Source organism: Irregularibacter muris, assembly GCF_024622505.1.
In the GTDB taxonomy this organism is placed as follows: Bacteria; Bacillota; Clostridia; order Eubacteriales; family Garciellaceae; genus Irregularibacter; species Irregularibacter muris.
Genome location: NZ_JANKAS010000002.1, coordinates 162,911 through 180,310, shown reverse-complemented (window position 1 = coordinate 180,310; position 17,400 = coordinate 162,911). Strand labels below are relative to the sequence as shown.

The following is a 17,400-nucleotide window of genomic DNA, read 5'->3' as shown; positions in this document are numbered from 1 at the left end:
TCTGATTAAAATCAGAGGGTTTAAGCATTTTTTATTTTTCTTCCTGACTTTTCAAATCCCCTTCTTTGGGATTAACTTTTTGAAAGTTAACACCCTGCACATTTATGTTCACCTGAGCAACTTTTAGCCCTGCCATGGCCTCAATAGACTTCTTTACGTTTTCTTGCACTTCCCAAGCAACATCGGGTATTCGAACACCATAATTCACTACAAGGAAAATATCTACTTTGACTTTTTCCTCTTCTATTTCAATCTTTACGCCTTTTCCCACTGGCTTTTTCCCTAGCATCTCAACAATTCCACCAGTAATACCACCACTCATAGAAGTAACACCCTTCACTTCCGATGCAGCAATACTGGCAATTGTACTCAACACATCATCCGATATATTTAATTTTCCAAATTGTTCCCCTTCATTATGTAGACTTTTCTCCAAAACTGTTCACCTCCAATGGCTTAACTATGGATATATTATATCAGAAACCTATTGAATTAACAAACATTCCCTTTATTAATTGGTTGTAGCTATAGAAATTTTTTCAAGGGTTATTCCGGTTTCCTTTGAGATCACATCCTGAATTTGTGCCGCATGGGCAGCTGATAAATTCTCTGCATCTACTATAGCATTTACATATCCATCATGTATAAATACAATTACATCATTAAATCCCTTTGCTCGAATTAAATTTTCTATTACCATTTCTTTTTCACTTAATTTCACAAGATTTATCATTTCCTTTTGTGCTTGGCCTCTCGTATCTTTATCCGTTTCCTTATTCCCTACAATATTCTCCAATAAAACAATGTGTTGACTTCTGTTTTTGTCTCTTTCCAAACGATAATCAATAAAAAACTCTTTAGAAATATTCTTGCTATTGGCCATAATATCTTCTTCTGATTTCCCTTTAACTAATTCTGCATTCATAGGGCCTTCTTTCTCTAATATATCCTCTTGAGCTACATTTTTATCCTTTAACACATAATTATAATTTAAAACCGCAACTACGCCTAATAATAAAGATAAAGCTACTATCAAAAAAGTTTTTTTTCTAAAAAACATCATATGGTCCACTCCCCTTTATTTATTTTTTCTAGCATATATGACAACTTTATGTGAAGGTAGATCTAATGCTGTCTGCACTGCTTCATCTAATCGGTATTTGATTGCCGGATCGTGAGCACCTTCGGCTACTACCATAATCCCTTTTATTTCTGGTCTATTTTGTCTGGTTATAAAGGGAGCATTTCCACCTCCTTCATTAACCATAACAGCCGTTTCTGATAAATTATTTTGATCGGTTACTCTTTGACCACCCTGATTATCCGTTTCCTGAATAACATTTTGGGATTCGGTGGTGTTAAAGGCAATTTCTGACTCACTTTCATTGGCAATGGACACCATAACATCTACCTTTCCTACCCCTTCAATCGTCTCTAATATCCCTTCCAGTTCCATCTTTACCTTTGTCTCATAATCGTCCTCTTTTAAACTTTCATTATACTCTTCTTTCTGGGCTGGGGGATTCTTTGAATTCTTGTTTATAAAAAGAGGACTGGTCAAAATCAATGCAATCCCCACCACTCCAATAATACTTAAATATTGTATTTTCTTCTTCATATCGCCTTTTTGGATTTTTTCCATGTATTCCTTTAGGATGTTTTTCATTATTCTTCCCCCTCTTCCCCAATGTTTTCTTGTATATTAATAGATATATTCTCTATAGGGACATTATAGAAGTCCAAAAAATACTCTTTTATTTCCTTTTCCTTCTCCTTGTCTATTAAATCTTGTTTCTTACTGTCTTGTCCCTGGCTTTCATCTGTATTTTTTCCAATCTCTATTTTTTCTATAGTCTTGATATCTTTTTTCTGTTCTTTCGATCTCGCTAGATAAAGAGTTACTTCTTTGATTCCACCATAATTATCCTCCTCGATATCCTCAAAAATCTCTAACTCTACTTTTATACTTAAACCCTCTAGTTTTTTGGATAGTTGCTGTTTTATTTGTTGTGTAATCTTATCTTTATAGATATTTATCGCCAAATCCTCTTGATGGGATTGTAATGCCTCTTGTTGGCTTTTAATTTCAATTTGTGCCATATCAACATAGTTTTGTGATATGGCATTTTCTACATTAAAATTTTTACTAAATAATTTAGTAATAGGTGTTAATATCACAACTATGATTAACAAACCACTTACCATTCTTACATATTTTTGCATAAAATTATCGGGAAATAGTAATTCTAAAAAAACCACAAATATTACGATATAGATAATGTTTTGTACCCAAGAACTTAATATTTCTATCATAAAAACACCTACCTCATCATTACTGTAGCATTACCTGCTCCCACAATTATAGTTATAACAATAAAAAACATCATGGCAACAGCAACAACAGACACAAATATTAAAGTTAAAGATTTTGCCATATCATTTAAACAATTTACAATTCTACCATCGGCTATGGGTTGTATAATGGCACTGGAAACTTTATAAATAAAAATTAAAGCCAATATTTTTACAATAGGAAAAGCCATTGTTAAAAATAAAAAGATTAAACCAATTACTCCTATGGCATTTTTTACTAACAAGGAACACCCGATAATTGTATCTAAAGCATCAGATAAAAACCCTCCAATAATAGGTAATAAATTATCCACAGCATATTTTGCCGTTCTAGCCGTCACCCCATCAAAAGAAGCTGAGGATACACCTTGTATGGTCATGACGCCTAAAAATATAGTTAGAGCAAAACCCAGTAAAACTATAGAAACTTGTTTAATTAAACCCGCTAATTTAGAAATTTGTACCCTCTCACTGATATAATTAATTATGGTTAGGATAGATGCGAAAAATATCATAGGCAATATAACATTTTGCACAAAGGTGCTTAGCATTGTAATTGTGATGGTGATCAGAGGCTGAAACAATGCAGCCGATGCAAAAGCCCCCATAGATGTTAATAAAATTATCAACGTAGGTAATAGGGCCTGCATAAAAACTACCATACTGTCAATGGTCTCCTTACCTATTTCTATTGCTGTCGCAAAACTTTGAATAGCAATGGCCAAAATAACCAAATATACAACGTTAAATGCAATCTGTCCTACAGCATTACTTTCAAATGAATTTTGTAAATTTTGAAGAATTGCACATACAATAGATAGTAAAACCAATCTGGATAGTAATCCAGAATTATTAATCACTTCATTAAATAAATATTTTGCCATTCCTGTAAAAATACTTTTAATATCGAAGCTAAACTTTCCTTTAGCTATAGAGGAAAGTAAATCTCTGAGATTTAATTGGGGAAGATATTCATTCATTTCCATATTTGTTTGCCCGATAATCTCTTCAAGATCACTAGTATCCATTTTATTTAATATTTCATCCACCAATTGCTCATTATCCAAATTCTCATCATGCCCGTCCTCTTGTGCCATTACTACTGAAGGTACCAATAATATTATTAGCATAATCAATATGATTTTTTTCATATTCTTCTCCTGTTCAAGGCATTATTTTGGTGATCAAATCTAGTAAAGCCATTAGGATCGGAATGGCCAATACCATTATTAAAACTTTTCCTCCTAATTCGATTTTAGAGGCAATTGAGCTCTCCCCTGCATCCCTACATACTTGGGCGCCGAATTCTGTAATATAGGCTATTCCTATAATCTTAAAAATAGTAGAAAGATATAAAATATCCACATTCATTTTTGAAGAAATTTTATTAAATACCTCTAAAACGATTTGTATTTTACTTAATACCATGAAAAATATAATTACTCCTGCTACTAAGCCAATCATCATTGAAAATTCAGGTCGTTCGTCTTTAAGTATTACTGCTAAAATTGTAGCTATTATCCCTAGGGAAACAACTTGTATTATTTCCATATTTAGCACTCCTAATATAATTGAAATATTGTCCTTACTGCATCAAACAATTGTCCGATCATAGTAATAACCATCATTAAAACCACCACAATACCTGTCAATGTGACCATAGTAGCCATTTCATCTCTTTCAGTCTTTTTTAAGACTTGATTAAGCACTGCCACAACAATACCAATTCCTGCAATTTTAAAAATCATTCCTACATCCACTCATACCACTCCTTCTTTTATATTTCATTAAATTAGTATTATGGTTAATGCAAGTCCCAACAAAGCGCCTAAATTTTTATACAATTTTTCGCTTCTTTGACGTTCTTCTTCCGCTATTTCCTCTAATTTACTTAGTTGGCTTTGGATCAGTTGAGAGTTTTTTAATTGATTTTCCCTATCTGAAGTCCCTAATACATTCCCAAAAAAAATTATGGTTTCTAGGTCTTCTTTGTTTAATCGGGTATAATTTTTTTTATCGTCAAAGGCTTTTCTCCATATACTTCCTAAACTTTCCCCTTCCTTCTTTCGCAGTTCTAAGGCTATATTTTTATATACGTCCTTAAAGGGTTCTTTGGCCTGTTGGGATATTTTATCCATCACCTCAATAATGGGTGTTGCTGTATAAATAATTTCCGTCTCTATCATTTGAAAATGATTTCTAATTTCCTTTAGTTCCCTCACCCTAGTTTTATATTTATTGGATATAACGAAGCCTAGGAGTGAACTGGATGTTAGAAGTATTATAATACCAATAATTTTTACAATCATATTTTTCCTCCGTGAATCTTTTTATTTCATAAGTAATTCTTTAAAAGTACTTCCATCTACTATGTTTTCGATGGTACCTACTCCTTTAGCGTTACTTAAAATAATTATTCTTTGAAAGATTTTTTGATGTATTAGCTCCTTTAGAAAGGGCTTTCTCTTTATTTCCTCAAGGGTTTTTCCATGTACAGTGGTAATAATTTTTATTCCCGCATTTAAAGCCTCTTCTATTGCTGCCATATCCTCCTTACATCCTATTTCATCTGTGGCTATGATATCTGGGGACATGGATCTTATAAGCATGATCATCCCCTGGGCCTTAGGACAGGCATCTAAGACATCAGTGCGAATACCAATATCATTTTGTGGTACACCTTGATAACAGCCAGCCAGTTCTGAACGTTCATCCACTACTCCTACTTTCACCCCCGGAATGCCCCGCCTCTGGTCTCCATCGCTTAATTGCCTAATAATGTCCCTTAGGAGAGTTGTTTTCCCACACTGGGGAGGGGAAATAATTAAAGTATGCAGTATTCCTGTTTTTTCTCTGATATAGGGCATTACTTTATCTCCAGCCCCTTTTATTTCTCTAGATATTCTAAAATTAAATCCCGATATATATTTAATGGTTTTTATATGACCATTTTCTAAAACAGTTTTTCCCGTCAGCCCCACACGATGACCACCCCTTAAAGTAAGAAAACCATGTTTTAATTCTTCTTCAATGGCATATAGGGAATAATCACTTATTAATTGAAGAATACTCTCTCTATCTTTTCTAGTAACCAAATATCCTCTCTGGGGATGATTGGTCAAAGTTCCTTCTTTGGTTACAAAGTAATCTTTATTATTAAATGAAATCATCAAAGGACGATTTTCTCTAATTCTTATCTCCTCAATTTTTTCCAAATAGTTTACTTCTATTTCCTCGATACATTCCCTGATTTCATGGGATAATGAAGGTAATATATCATGATAAATACTGACTAAGGTTTTATTTTTTCTTTTGTTTTTTTCTAAACTCATATAAGTTGTCCTCCCTTTCTATATTAATAACTATTTACGTACAGGCTAATTTATGATAATAATTATTTTTTTTTGAAATAAAAAAAGGAATCCCTTAGGATTCCTTTAAAGAGTTTACTTATTTTTTACATTCGCAGTCGTCATCTTCGCAACTTGTCAAATCTACTTCCATTTCTTCTTGACAATTGGGGCAAGTAATGGCATTTTCTTCATCTAACATATCCATATCTACAAATACGATCTCCCCACACTCGGGACATTCCACTTGGCAGAAATCTATTTCATCTTCATCGTCAAGATCATAGAAATCTTCTTCAATTTCAGCTAAGTCCTCATCAATTACTTCCATGTAATCTTCTAAATCATTTTGGGCCTCAGTTAAACCTTCTAAAACATCTGAGATGTCATCGAGTATATCAACCATATGTAAGATAACCTTTCCCTCATTAGTTGATTCATTTAACCCAAGTCCTTCAGCTAACCCTCTTAAATAGGCTACCTTTTCGTTAATGTAATCCATTATAACCCCTCCTCATGATAAATTTTATTCTAAATTAAAAAACAGGTTACTTTATCTATTATACCACTAAACTCTTTCCATATACTCCCCTGTTCGAGTATCAATACGAATAACATCCCCAATATTCACAAATAGGGGTACGGTTATAGTGGCACCTGTTTCTACAGTAGCTGGTTTATTTGCTCCCGTGGCTGTGTCCCCCTTAAATCCTGGTTCAGTTTCTATGACTTCAAGTTCAACGAAATTAGGTGGCTCCACAGAGAAGGCCTGTCCTTTATGGAATCTTATGACAGCATTCATGTTTTCTTTGATGTACTTTACAGCATCCTCTACTTGGTCCTGATTTAATGGAATTTGCTCATAGTTTTCCAAATCCATAAAATAGTAAAGCTCTCCATCATGGTATAAATATTGCATTTCCTTGGTTTCGATATGAGCTCTAGGATACTTATCATTGGGATTAAAAGTCTTTTCTACCGCTCCCCCAGTTTTTATGTTTTTTATTTTTGTACGAACAAAGGCAGCTCCTTTACCTGGTTTAACATGTTGGAAATCTACGATTGAGTACACCTCACCATCCATCTCAAAAGTTAGCCCTTTTCTAAAATCACCTGCTGATATCATTCTTATCCCTCCATTGTAATTTTCATAAATTCTATTATAAACATAAATTCTATTATAAAGATGCTAGTTTCTCTAATGCCAAAATATATCCTTCTTTACCTAAGCCCGAAATCTGACCAAGGCAGACAGGAGATATCACTGATTTAGCTCTAAAACATTCCCTATTATAAATATTGCTAAGATGTACTTCAATAGTCGGAATTTCTATAGCCTCTATAGCATCTCGTATAGCATAACTGTAATGGGTAAAGGCTGCTGGATTAATGATTATGCCATCATACATATTATGTGCCTTATGTATTTGTTCTATTAATTGGCCTTCACTATTAAATTGAAAAATTTCTACCCTTACTTTTAATTTTGATGATTTTTCTAAAATCTCTCCATTGATATCCTGTAATGTTTCTTTTCCGTATATATGGGGCTTTCTGAAACCTAACAGGTTTAAATTAGGGCCATGCAAAACCATAATCTTCTTCATTAGAATCATCCTCAATATAAAAATTCATTAATATATTACCATATTTTATAAATTATTAGTAGAATTTTTATTATTTTTCTTTTTGGCTTTTACGTCTCTATATATTTTCTTGAAGGTAAGAGCATCTTCTGCCATTGTTCCTTTGGATTCACAAATGATTATAGGATGCATATCCCTTTCAATAATTACCTCCGCCAAAGGATCAAAGTCGGGACCAAATTGATTATCCTGATATGTCCAATGTCTTTTTTCCCCTGCATCAGTAAATTCAATACGACTAAAATGAATATGTATGGCTTTGGTTCTTTCTATGCCTATACCATTCTCAATCATATCTATTGTATCATCAAAATCTTGTTTGTGATTTAAACTTCCTCCATTACGAGCATGAATGTGTCCAAAGTCAATGGTGGGAATTATATTATCCTCTAATTGACATAGCTCCAATATTTCCTCTAGGGTCCCGAGTTGATTTCTTTTTCCCATGGTTTCAGGGCAAAGAGTAATGTCCTCTAGATTATTTTTATAAACTAAATCTAGCACTTCTTGAAAAGTATTCTTTGCAATTTGAAAAGCCTTTTCTCTTGTTAGCTTTCCTCTGGAACCTGGATGGAAAACCACCCTTTTTGCTCCCGTCCATTTAGCTGCTACTAAAGAATCAAGAATATACTTTTTTGATTTTTCTCTCATTTCAGGGTCTGGATTCCCTAAATTTATATAATAAGGAGCGTGTATACTTAAAAATATATTATGTTTTTTTACTTGTTCACCGATTTTTCTACCTGTTTCTTCTTTAAATCTTATCCCCTTTGTACAGGAATACTCATAGGCACCTAATCCTTTATTTTCTAACCACTTAGGCATATCCACGGAGGATTTATAGCCTTCATTATAAAAGGACTCAGAGTTTCCAGCAGGACCAAACTTTATCTTCATATCTACTCCTTTTCATTACTTTTATTTTTTGTCTTGTCTTTTATTGAATATCTATTATATTGATGAATGATCATTTTTGTTAATTCATTTATTTTGAAATTGTCTGTATAGAGAGTTATATCTCCAAAATCATATAATCCCTTTCTTTGTTTAAGCAATTCATTTATCTTTTTTAATGGCTTTTGAGTACCCAACAAAGGTCTATTGCTCTTTCTTTTGGTTCTATAATATATTGTTTTTGATGTGGCCTTTAGACATACTACAAAGGTAGTATGTTTCAGCAAGTCTCTATTTTCCTTTGACAGTACAATACCCCCACCGGTGGCAATTACACAGTTCTTTTTCGTTATTATTTTTTTTAACATTTGATTTTCTAATTCCCTAAAGGATTTTTCCCCCATTGTGGTAAAAATCTCTGCTATGGTCATGCCCATAAATTCCTCGATATATCTATCTGTATCAAGGAATTTATATCCTAATTCTCTAGCTATATTCCTACCGATAGCACTTTTCCCGGTGCCCATAAATCCTATAAGCGAAATGTTGCTTTTCATTTTATTCACATCTTTTCATATGCATATATTCTTCAACCTTATTTTATAAATTATTCTTGTTCTTCAACATCTTGAGCATCATTATCTTTTGCTGTGGAATTAGGCTGAAAAGGATTTGGTCTTCCATAATTATCCTTCAAAAACTTATAATCCACAAACTCTGAATAATTCTGTCCTTGTTTTACTAATCCATAGGCTTTTAACATAAAGGAAGCCGATAATTGATGATTATTCTTATCCTCTTTAGAATTAATTATTTCATATTCAATAATATCTATTTTTCTTCCACATTTTTGTATGGAATCAATATAGTCTTCGATTTCCCCATAGGTCCCCCTGATTTTATGAACAATGGGTATGATGAGTAATTGCTCAGATTTATCCTGAATATTTTGCTTTGCTTCCTCCCCTTCTTGAGAAGTTTCACCTTCTAGTGAGGCCGTTTGCATATTCAGACTTTCCTGCTGTACTCCTGTCTTTTCCACTATGGATAGAATATCTAAATATACCCTAGGAATTTTTATTTGACTTGGGATTGCCTCTTCCACTTTATCTATTTCCTCTTGTAATTGTTTCTCCGTCTTATTAAGACTATCCGATTTTCTAGCCTGTTGTAAACTATTTAATTCTATTGTTTTTTCTTTTAGAGTGGTTTTCGTTTCCTTTATTGCCTCCAGCTTAGGGAGAATTAGAAAATTGATATAACTTCCTATAACAACTACAAATGTGAGGAGACATAACAAAACTTTTTCTCTTTTACTTAGATTCATTGTGATCTCCTCCAAACTGATAGGTGAAGTTAATGGAAAATTTACTTGTACTTTGTCTTTTCTCCTCACCCATACTCTCTCCGTACTGCACATGGTCAAGCATAACATCTTTTACACCTTTTATCTTTGCCAAATTTATCATAAAATCTGCTATTTTATCTGGCTTTGTAGCCTTAGCTGTTAAATTATAATGATTTCCAGTAGGATGGCTAATGCTTTCTAAAGTAATTTCATCAGGCACAGTATTTTTTAATGCAACAAAAAATGCATAGTGATCTTTACTTTCAACCTCTAATTTCCTCAATATAGATTTTCTTCTTTGCAGTATTTCCTTATCAAAAATAACCTGAGACTGAATTTCTTTAAAGGCCTGTAACTCTTGAATTTCTGAATTAATATTAATGATATCTTTATTTAGCTTATAATTCATATAAAACATACCACCGTATGTGACCATCAAAAGAAAAATAAATGTAGTGACCCCTCCTATATACAACTTTCTTTTTTTCTTTTGTTCTCTAACATCGAGACATTCTTTAGGGAGCAGATTCATTTCTTTCATACTTATCTACTCCTTTCTCAACAAAATTCCAAGAATATTGGATAGGTATAATAAATCTTCAGAAAAAGAGGTCTCACTTCCATTTACAGATATATTTCTGTAATTATTGCCTAAAATAGTAGCAATTCTTAAGTTTTCCTGAAAATAATGAGCAATATTTTGTATTTTTGCTCCCCCTCCGATTAAATAAATACGATCTAATGTCTTTTGAGTGCTTCTGGATATAGAGAAATCTATAACCCTCTGTACTTCCATAAGTAAATCCTGTAAATACTGTTTTAAAGGTAGGGGTGTGTCTTTATAGAACTCTTCATCAAGAAATCTTGTATTGGATTTCCATTCCTCGGCAGCTCTCTCATCTATTCCAAGGGTATCTGCAACGATACGGTTAATATCCTTTCCCCCTTTATCTATTACACGATAAAGAAAAACCTTCCCAAATTCTATAATGGTAATAGTGGTATTTTGATGACCTATATCAATAATTCCTATATTTTTATCTATGGTTTCCTCATCTTGGAAATCTTTAATAAATTTTTTTCTCCCGCCGAATAATTTCCCTATACCATTGCATTGTATATCTATTGCATCTATTTTTAGACCTGCCTTTTCAAAGGTATTGATATAAGTCATAATAATAGCTCTAGGTAAGGCAGCGGTCTGTACCTTTACCATAGGAACTTTATCTCCATCCTCAATATCCTTAAGGTATTCGTCTAGCACCGTAAAATCTACAATATAATTTTCCATAGGTTCTGGCAGAAGATGTTCCATCTCATATCTGATGGCCTCTTTTAATTCCTCTTCTTCCATTTTAGGAAGATCAAAATTACGCAATATGGTCATGCTGGAGGAAATAGACACCATGATCTTATGCTTTCTTTTTCCCTTCTTTCTATGAAAACCTTCAATAGATTCAGCAACTTTGGTTTTATGTAATATACGTCCATCAAAAACTGAATCTTCAGGAATGGGTATAATTTCATAGTCATATATTTCTATTTGATGGTTCTTACTCGTCCCTATCACTGCCTTTATATTTTTAGATCCTATATCAAATACCATGCTTTGGTTTGTTTTCCTCATTTTTATCCTCCCACACCTTTCTAGCCTAGACTAGTTTTCTTCCTGGCTATCTATTTCTTTCCAATGGATAACATGTATTGATAGGCCTTTTCCCTGTCCACTACTTTCAAAATTTTGAGGTAAATACTCATTTAATTTTGCTAATATGGAAGGATTATGGTTTAATTTCAACTTCCAATTTTCGTTTTGTATATAAGAATTTAAACACATCATGCTCCCATTAATGGTACTGCTACCACCCGCTACTTGAAATTCAGTGATTTTTAGCTCATTACCAGTAAAAATCAGCATTCCATTAATAATAGACTTGTTTTTAATCTTTAAATTATCGACTTGATCAACAATAATTAATCCATTAAATTGTCCTCCTAGTGTTACACTATCATAATTCTTTATTATTATGATTTGATCCTCCCTAGGGGAAGAAATCTGATGCTCATCTAGCTCTAAATTCTCCTCCTTTGAAGTAACTGGTTTGAATTCTACTACCCTATTGACACCCGATGAATTTTCAGGACCCTCACCAAAATTCCTTTTTAGCCATGAAATATATTGCTCTATATTAAAATTGGACAAATCCATTAACTCCTTGGAAGATGGGGGAAAGTTCTTAGGGTAATTGATATTTTTGTTATGATCTGTAGGATAACTTGGAATAATCTCACCTTTTATGTGCAGGTCTGCCTTCCCATCTTCTTGGGCCGATTCAAAATACAAATTTCCCCAACTTCCTAAAATAGCTTTTTCATAACCCTCTTCTGAATAAATATTGCCTAGTTCCTCTATATGTATGTCTCCTTGGGATAAAATCGCATAATCCTTTAACTTTTGAAGATTTATCCTATGGGTAGGTCTTTGTACCTTTGTCTCAATTGCTCTTACAATGTTTTCCACCTTACCCCAAGATTTAATAGTACGCTCCATTCCACTTCCTTGAATTTTTACCTTGTACTCCCCATCATCCAAGCTAATCCATCGCTCTCCTTCATTCCTATAATTCCAATTATATTCCAGCTCTGCTAAGGTCTCTTCCACTCCAGCTTCTGCTAAAAAATATGCTTTCTCAAAGGTAGAAAAATTGGAAGAGCTTTTATATTCAATAGCTGTAAGGGGTAAAAGAGCTAAACCCAGTATGGATAATATGGTGATTGTTAAAAGAGTAAATACCAATATACCCCCTGATTGGTCTGCTAATCTTTGCATAACCATTCCCCTTACCTCTCAATAATATTTGATCCCACACGAATCCTAGAAGATAATTCCAAGACCTTATCCTTTACTTGGGAAATAATCTTAATATGGAACACATTTTCTTCAATATGATTCAACTCAAATTCCTTGATGTTATCTGCTAACTGGGAAGTACTACCTGAACCTATTGTTCTTAAATTTTCCTCATATACCTTATGTTTCATTATTTTTTTATTTTCCAAAGTATAATAATTATAATACTTTGGAGTTTCTTTGTCTTGTATATACACGATATTATTTTTAAGATAAATTTTATCAGAACTCTTTATCTGACGTTCTATCAACATAAATGTCCATCGACCACTGGAATAACTATCTATCTGCTCATTGGCTGCATCATAGGAGCGGATACTGGTAAAAAACATAGCCTTCACTCCCCCTCCTATTAACCCTAATAGGGCTAGCACTATAAGCAGTTCAATGAGGGTAATGCCCATTTCATTTCGGATTACTTTTTTTGCCTTTACTTTAAGGGAGGTAAATATAGGAAACAAGTTTATCTCCCTCCCCTCTGTTGGCTTCAATAATTTCTATTGTGATAATATATAACTTTTTCCCCTCATGTTTTTGCCCTATAGTTATATTGCTTTTGGGATAGTGGGCTTGTATTTCATTGGCTTTATGGACTAATTTATGCATATCTCGGCTACCCGGAGGTAGAGCAGTAAATTCCTGCTTCAATTCTTCCATGATGTTTTTGATATACACAGTATGTTCTATACTTTTCCTAGAGGCTAAATTGTTATTGAGAGAAACAGTAAATAGACCCATAAGGGCCACTGCCGTAATGCCAATTAAGGCAATAGAGACCAAGACTTCTAATAGGGTAAATCCACCATTTTCCCCTCTTTCCCTAATCATCAATCATTCCCTCTTTCATATATATCCTCCCTGTGCCTATCTGCACGACAATAGTCATGTATTGCCCTTTAGGACTCCTAAGAGTAATATGGCCCCCTACGTTGACTGTACCTATGGGTTTTAAATCTAAGTTTAAATTTCCTAGGTAGGTATTGCTGGTGATTTTTATCCCCGGGGCTAGATCCCTGTATTCCGCAGGGGGATCTCCAGGATAATAAAGTCTTTTAATATAGATTCTACCCGATTGATCATTAATATAGATTCTTCTAGTATATCCGTCCATAATGGCTTCTGTCCGAGCTTTTAATATGGATTGCAAAATAGCCCTAGTCTCATTTTTTAATTGACTTTTATCTATAAAACGCTGGTAGGTAGGTATGCCCACAGCCACTATGGATAGGACAATGCTCAGAATAGCAAAAACGACAATTAGTTCAATAAGAGTAAAGCCCCTGCTTTCCTTTTTCACAGTTTTGTTCTCCTTATAATAAGTTTACATACCACCTTATTATGTCATTGCCAAAGAGCAGTGTTATAAATGCAGCCATAGCTATCCAAGGTCCAAAGGATATTGCATCTTTTCTACTTTTGATTTTTAAAGCCAAAAGTAGCATTCCGAAAAAGCCTCCTAAAACAAAGGACAAAAGAAGAAGCAAAATAATGTTTGTCCAGCCTAAATATAAACCCAAAACTCCAGCAAGTTTCACATCCCCCATACCCATACCCGCTCCACCGGTGAAAAGAAAAAGGATAAACAAAAATCCTCCCCCTATTAATGCTCCTAAAAATGCATTTTTCCATGGGATAAAATTAAGGGAAAAATTGAAAACAAAAAAAGTTGCAAAAATAAATAAATTAATACTATTGGGTATGATGTGATGGTGTATATCAATAAAAGTGATTGCTATAAGAGCTGCCGTTACAAGAAGATAAGGAATAAGTATAAAATGCATTGAATATTTCCAGTAGGTTAAAGAAAATAATATTCCTGTAAATAGTTCTACAAAAGGATATCTAATATCTATGGATTCGCCACAATAGCGACATTTTCCTCTTAAAAACATCCAACTTATTACAGGAAATAGATCTAAAGGTTTAAGTCTGGTGTGACAATGCCCACAGATTGATGGTGGATACGCTATGGACTTGCCTAAAGGGATCCGATAAATACATACATTTAAAAAGCTTCCTATGATAAGTCCCAAAATAAAAATAAGTAAAACCATATATTCCTCCTATAAAAAAACTGCAAGAGCATTCTTGCAGTTTTTATCTATAAATGTGTAAAATATTTCTTCATTCTATTACTCCGACTGTCCACTGCTCTCTTCAGTTTTGGTAAAAGTAACTTTCCCTTCACTATTTATATCAAATTTGCCACCAAATTTCTCAATATTTTCAGAGCTATTAGGGTTTTCATCGATATATTCTTCCTCTAAATCAGAAATACTCTTAGGATATGAATCATTATCCAAATAATATAACTCCACAGCACTTTGTAAAGTTTTTACGGTGGTCTCTACAGCTACTTCCTTAGCCTTACTCGTAGTATTTGTAAATTTAGGCACAATTAAGGCAGCTAACACCCCCAATATAGCCAAAACCACAATAAGTTCTATCAGTGTAAAACCTTGCTGTCTTTGCATCATTTTACGAATTTTCAACATTCTATGTACCCCCTTATTCAATTCTTATGGTGAAATTATTCAACTTAATTCTACTTCCTCTATAGAAGATAATCAAGTTTTTTTCCATATATGTCCTTGGTCGTCTTTATTATTTTTTATCCAATGGCACTATACATATCAAACATGGGAAGAAGCATGGCTAAAACCATAAACCCTACAATTCCCCCTAAAAATACTATGATTATGGGCTCAATCATGGTAGTCATTTGACTAATGGCTGTCTCCACCTCATCATCATAAAAATTTGCTGTTTTTTCCAATACAAAATCTAAACTGCCTGAATCCTCTCCTACTTTAATCATTTGATATACCATGGGTGGGAATATATAGGTATTTCTGATGAGTTCTGCTAAGCTTATCCCCCTACTTACGCCTTCTTCTATATCACATATTTTTTTATGGATAAACTCATTATCAATGACCCGTTTGACGATATCTAGAGCTTGCAATAAATCAACTCCACTACTTAGCAATACACTCATAGTACGGGTAAAACGGGATACAATAACTTTGTTTTGTACCTTGCCCCAAATAGGTATTTTCAGTAAAAGTTTGTCTATATTATATTTTCCTTGGGGAGTCTTCATGTATTTATGCAATATATACTGTGAAAAGAGGATGAGCAAACCGAAAATGTACCAAAATCTACTTAACCCACTGCTTATAAACATGAGTACCCTGGTAGCTAAGGGTAATTCCGCTCCCATGTTGTCAAACATTCCTACAAAGGTAGGCATGACAAAGGTCAAAAGAAATACCACTACCAGTATGGCCACCACAAATACTACTATAGGATAAGTTATAGCAGCTTGTATTTTCTGGTGTGTTTTATTCTCTTTTTCATAATGGATTGCCATTCTCTCCATCACCACATCCAGAGTACCGCTAATCTCTCCTGTCTCCACCATATTCACCAGCAGTGGAGGAAATGCCTTTGGATGGTCAGCCAGGGCCTCTGATACTGGATAACCCTTTTGTATATATTCATATACCTCTGCAATGATTTTTGCAAGTTTCTTATTTTCTATTTGTTTATGAATAATATCCAAACTATCCACCACAGGGATCCCCGATTTTAAGGTAGTGGCAAACTGTCTGCAAAATATAGCCAGATCCCTGGTCTTGATTTCCTTGCGTGCAAATAATTCTTTGGATTTATTTATATTCTGAGGTGTTATTTCAATAGGATAGAAACTATTATTTCTCAATATAAATGCGGCATCCTTTAAAGTGGCTGCTTCTAAAACCCCTTCATTGGTTTTGCCCCTATTGTCTTTAGCTACATATTCAAACTTGGGAATTTTGTTCATCCTCCTTACTAAATGCGAAATCTATTTTTCATGGTTTCTTGATCGATTGAATATAATATCGCATCTTCTTTACTTATTTGTCCTTGGTTATACAAGTTTGTAAGATAATTATCCATGGTAATCATTCCTGCTCGTCCACCAGTTTGAATAGAGGATTGTATTTGAAAGGTTTTGCCTTCTCTAATAATATTTCGAATAGCAGGAGTAGCCTTCATCACTTCCAAAGCTGCAACCCTACCCGATTGATTTTTCCTTTTTAACAGCTGTTGGGAGATTACCCCTTGAATAACCGTAGACAATTGGATTTTTATCTGCTGTTGTTGGTGGGGTGGAAACGCATCAATTATTCTGTCCATGGTTTTGGCAGCGCCTATAGTATGTAAGGTTGATAACACAAGGTGTCCCGTCTCTGCGGCAGTCAAGGCTATCGATATGGTTTCTAAATCCCTCATTTCTCCAATAAGGATCACATCGGGATCCTGGCGCAGGGCCGCCCTTAAGGCCTCAGGATAACTATAAAAATCCTGTCCAATCTCGCGCTGATTTACAATACTGCTTTTATGTCGGTGTAAATATTCTATAGGATCCTCTAGTGTTAAGATATGTTTGCTTTTATTGTGGTTAATCATATCAATTAATGCAGCCAAAGTGGTAGATTTCCCACTCCCTGTAGGACCCGTCACTAAAATTAGCCCTCTATTCCTTTCAGTCAAATCCCCTAAACCTTGAGGTAGATTTAATTGTTCCAAAGTTGGTATGCTGGTGGGAATGAGTCGAAAAGCAATGGCATAACTTCCCCTTTGTCGATAGGCATTTACTCTAAAACGCCCTACACCATGCAATGAATAGGAAAAATCTACCTGTCCCAGTTTTTCCAATTGTTTTTTTTGTGTATCATTCATTATTGCATCGATACTTTTCATGGTGTTTTCGGGGGTAAGTCTATTTTCTCCTATTCTTTTTAAAGCGCCATCAATACGCATAACAGGAGGAACTCCTGTGGTGATATGTAAATCAGAAGCCTTTTGATTTATTGTGCTTTCCAATAATTGAAGAATTTCCAAATTCCTTCC

At 34.0% G+C, this 17,400-nt stretch carries 25 protein-coding genes; all 25 read right to left on the bottom strand.

Annotation, left to right across the window (positions count from 1 at the left end; genetic code table 11):
- Positions 1-31 precede the first annotated feature (31 nt).
- Positions 32-436, bottom strand: a complete 405-nt coding sequence (locus NSA47_RS03210; RefSeq protein WP_257529460.1) for an Asp23/Gls24 family envelope stress response protein — start codon at positions 434-436, stop codon at positions 32-34.
- A 75-nt stretch (positions 437-511) separates the two neighbouring features.
- The gene (locus NSA47_RS03205) at positions 512-1,060 is read right to left on the bottom strand and encodes a SpoIIIAH-like family protein (RefSeq protein WP_257529459.1); all 549 of its coding nucleotides are present in this window, start codon (positions 1,058-1,060) and stop codon (positions 512-514) included.
- A gap of 18 nt (positions 1,061-1,078) precedes the next feature.
- Positions 1,079-1,666: a stage III sporulation protein AG gene (spoIIIAG, locus tag NSA47_RS03200; protein ID WP_257529458.1), complete on the bottom strand. Its 588-nt coding sequence runs from the start codon at positions 1,664-1,666 to the stop codon at positions 1,079-1,081.
- On the bottom strand, positions 1,666-2,313 hold the full coding sequence (gene spoIIIAF, locus NSA47_RS03195) for a stage III sporulation protein AF (protein WP_257529457.1): 648 nt from the start codon (positions 2,311-2,313) through the stop codon (positions 1,666-1,668). The genes spoIIIAG and spoIIIAF overlap by 1 nt, the downstream gene beginning before the upstream one ends.
- An 8-nt stretch (positions 2,314-2,321) precedes the next feature.
- Positions 2,322-3,503 (bottom strand): stage III sporulation protein AE, encoded by a 1,182-nt coding sequence (gene spoIIIAE, locus NSA47_RS03190; RefSeq protein WP_257529456.1) that lies wholly within the window; start codon positions 3,501-3,503, stop codon positions 2,322-2,324.
- A 13-nt stretch (positions 3,504-3,516) separates the two neighbouring features.
- Entirely contained in the window at positions 3,517-3,903 is a 387-nt protein-coding gene (gene spoIIIAD, locus NSA47_RS03185; RefSeq protein WP_257529455.1) for a stage III sporulation protein AD, read from the bottom strand.
- 11 nt (positions 3,904-3,914) lie between these two features.
- A complete protein-coding gene (gene spoIIIAC, locus NSA47_RS03180) occupies positions 3,915-4,112 on the bottom strand; it encodes a stage III sporulation protein AC (protein ID WP_257529454.1) in 198 nt (65 codons plus the stop codon).
- Positions 4,113-4,139: 27 nt separating this feature from the next.
- Positions 4,140-4,661, bottom strand: a complete 522-nt coding sequence (spoIIIAB, locus tag NSA47_RS03175; protein ID WP_257529453.1) for a stage III sporulation protein SpoIIIAB — start codon at positions 4,659-4,661, stop codon at positions 4,140-4,142.
- Positions 4,662-4,682: 21 nt separating this feature from the next.
- Positions 4,683-5,684 (bottom strand): stage III sporulation protein AA, encoded by a 1,002-nt coding sequence (gene spoIIIAA / locus NSA47_RS03170; RefSeq protein WP_257529452.1) that lies wholly within the window; start codon positions 5,682-5,684, stop codon positions 4,683-4,685.
- 118 nt (positions 5,685-5,802) lie between these two features.
- Positions 5,803-6,204: a CD1247 N-terminal domain-containing protein gene (locus NSA47_RS03165; protein ID WP_257529451.1), complete on the bottom strand. Its 402-nt coding sequence runs from the start codon at positions 6,202-6,204 to the stop codon at positions 5,803-5,805.
- A gap of 66 nt (positions 6,205-6,270) precedes the next feature.
- Positions 6,271-6,828, bottom strand: coding sequence for an elongation factor P (efp, locus tag NSA47_RS03160; protein WP_257529450.1), 558 nt, complete (start codon positions 6,826-6,828; stop codon positions 6,271-6,273).
- Positions 6,829-6,880: 52 nt separating this feature from the next.
- Positions 6,881-7,309 (bottom strand): type II 3-dehydroquinate dehydratase, encoded by a 429-nt coding sequence (aroQ, locus tag NSA47_RS03155; RefSeq protein WP_257529449.1) that lies wholly within the window; start codon positions 7,307-7,309, stop codon positions 6,881-6,883.
- A gap of 45 nt (positions 7,310-7,354) precedes the next feature.
- Positions 7,355-8,245, bottom strand: a complete 891-nt coding sequence (locus tag NSA47_RS03150) for a TIM barrel protein (RefSeq protein WP_257529448.1) — start codon at positions 8,243-8,245, stop codon at positions 7,355-7,357.
- Between the two features lie 2 nt (positions 8,246-8,247).
- Positions 8,248-8,799 carry a shikimate kinase gene (locus NSA47_RS03145; RefSeq protein WP_257529447.1) on the bottom strand — a complete coding sequence of 184 codons (552 nt, stop codon included), beginning with the start codon at positions 8,797-8,799 and terminating at the stop codon, positions 8,248-8,250.
- Positions 8,800-8,849: 50 nt separating this feature from the next.
- Complete coding sequence (locus NSA47_RS03140; RefSeq protein WP_257529446.1) at positions 8,850-9,569, bottom strand: type 4a pilus biogenesis protein PilO; 720 nt, start codon at positions 9,567-9,569, stop codon at positions 8,850-8,852.
- Positions 9,556-10,131, bottom strand: coding sequence for a PilN domain-containing protein (locus tag NSA47_RS03135; protein ID WP_257529445.1), 576 nt, complete (start codon positions 10,129-10,131; stop codon positions 9,556-9,558). The genes NSA47_RS03140 and NSA47_RS03135 overlap by 14 nt, the downstream gene beginning before the upstream one ends.
- Before the next feature lie 6 nt (positions 10,132-10,137).
- Entirely contained in the window at positions 10,138-11,217 is a 1,080-nt protein-coding gene (gene pilM / locus NSA47_RS03130; protein WP_257529444.1) for a type IV pilus assembly protein PilM, read from the bottom strand.
- Between the two features lie 30 nt (positions 11,218-11,247).
- Positions 11,248-12,420 carry a pilus assembly PilX N-terminal domain-containing protein gene (locus NSA47_RS03125; protein ID WP_257529443.1) on the bottom strand — a complete coding sequence of 391 codons (1,173 nt, stop codon included), beginning with the start codon at positions 12,418-12,420 and terminating at the stop codon, positions 11,248-11,250.
- Positions 12,421-12,431: 11 nt separating this feature from the next.
- Positions 12,432-12,962 (bottom strand): hypothetical protein, encoded by a 531-nt coding sequence (locus NSA47_RS03120; RefSeq protein WP_257529442.1) that lies wholly within the window; start codon positions 12,960-12,962, stop codon positions 12,432-12,434.
- Complete coding sequence (locus NSA47_RS03115; protein ID WP_257529441.1) at positions 12,937-13,329, bottom strand: type IV pilus modification PilV family protein; 393 nt, start codon at positions 13,327-13,329, stop codon at positions 12,937-12,939. The genes NSA47_RS03120 and NSA47_RS03115 overlap by 26 nt, the downstream gene beginning before the upstream one ends.
- Entirely contained in the window at positions 13,322-13,798 is a 477-nt protein-coding gene (locus tag NSA47_RS03110) for a prepilin-type N-terminal cleavage/methylation domain-containing protein (protein WP_257529440.1), read from the bottom strand. The genes NSA47_RS03115 and NSA47_RS03110 overlap by 8 nt, the downstream gene beginning before the upstream one ends.
- 13 nt (positions 13,799-13,811) lie before the next feature.
- Entirely contained in the window at positions 13,812-14,555 is a 744-nt protein-coding gene (locus NSA47_RS03105; RefSeq protein ID WP_257529439.1) for a prepilin peptidase, read from the bottom strand.
- A gap of 78 nt (positions 14,556-14,633) precedes the next feature.
- Positions 14,634-14,996: a competence type IV pilus major pilin ComGC gene (locus tag NSA47_RS03100; protein WP_257529438.1), complete on the bottom strand. Its 363-nt coding sequence runs from the start codon at positions 14,994-14,996 to the stop codon at positions 14,634-14,636.
- A gap of 116 nt (positions 14,997-15,112) precedes the next feature.
- Entirely contained in the window at positions 15,113-16,327 is a 1,215-nt protein-coding gene (locus NSA47_RS03095) for a type II secretion system F family protein (protein ID WP_257529437.1), read from the bottom strand.
- 8 nt (positions 16,328-16,335) lie between these two features.
- The gene (locus NSA47_RS03090; protein WP_257529436.1) at positions 16,336-17,391 is read right to left on the bottom strand and encodes a type IV pilus twitching motility protein PilT; all 1,056 of its coding nucleotides are present in this window, start codon (positions 17,389-17,391) and stop codon (positions 16,336-16,338) included.
- Positions 17,392-17,400 lie beyond the last annotated feature (9 nt).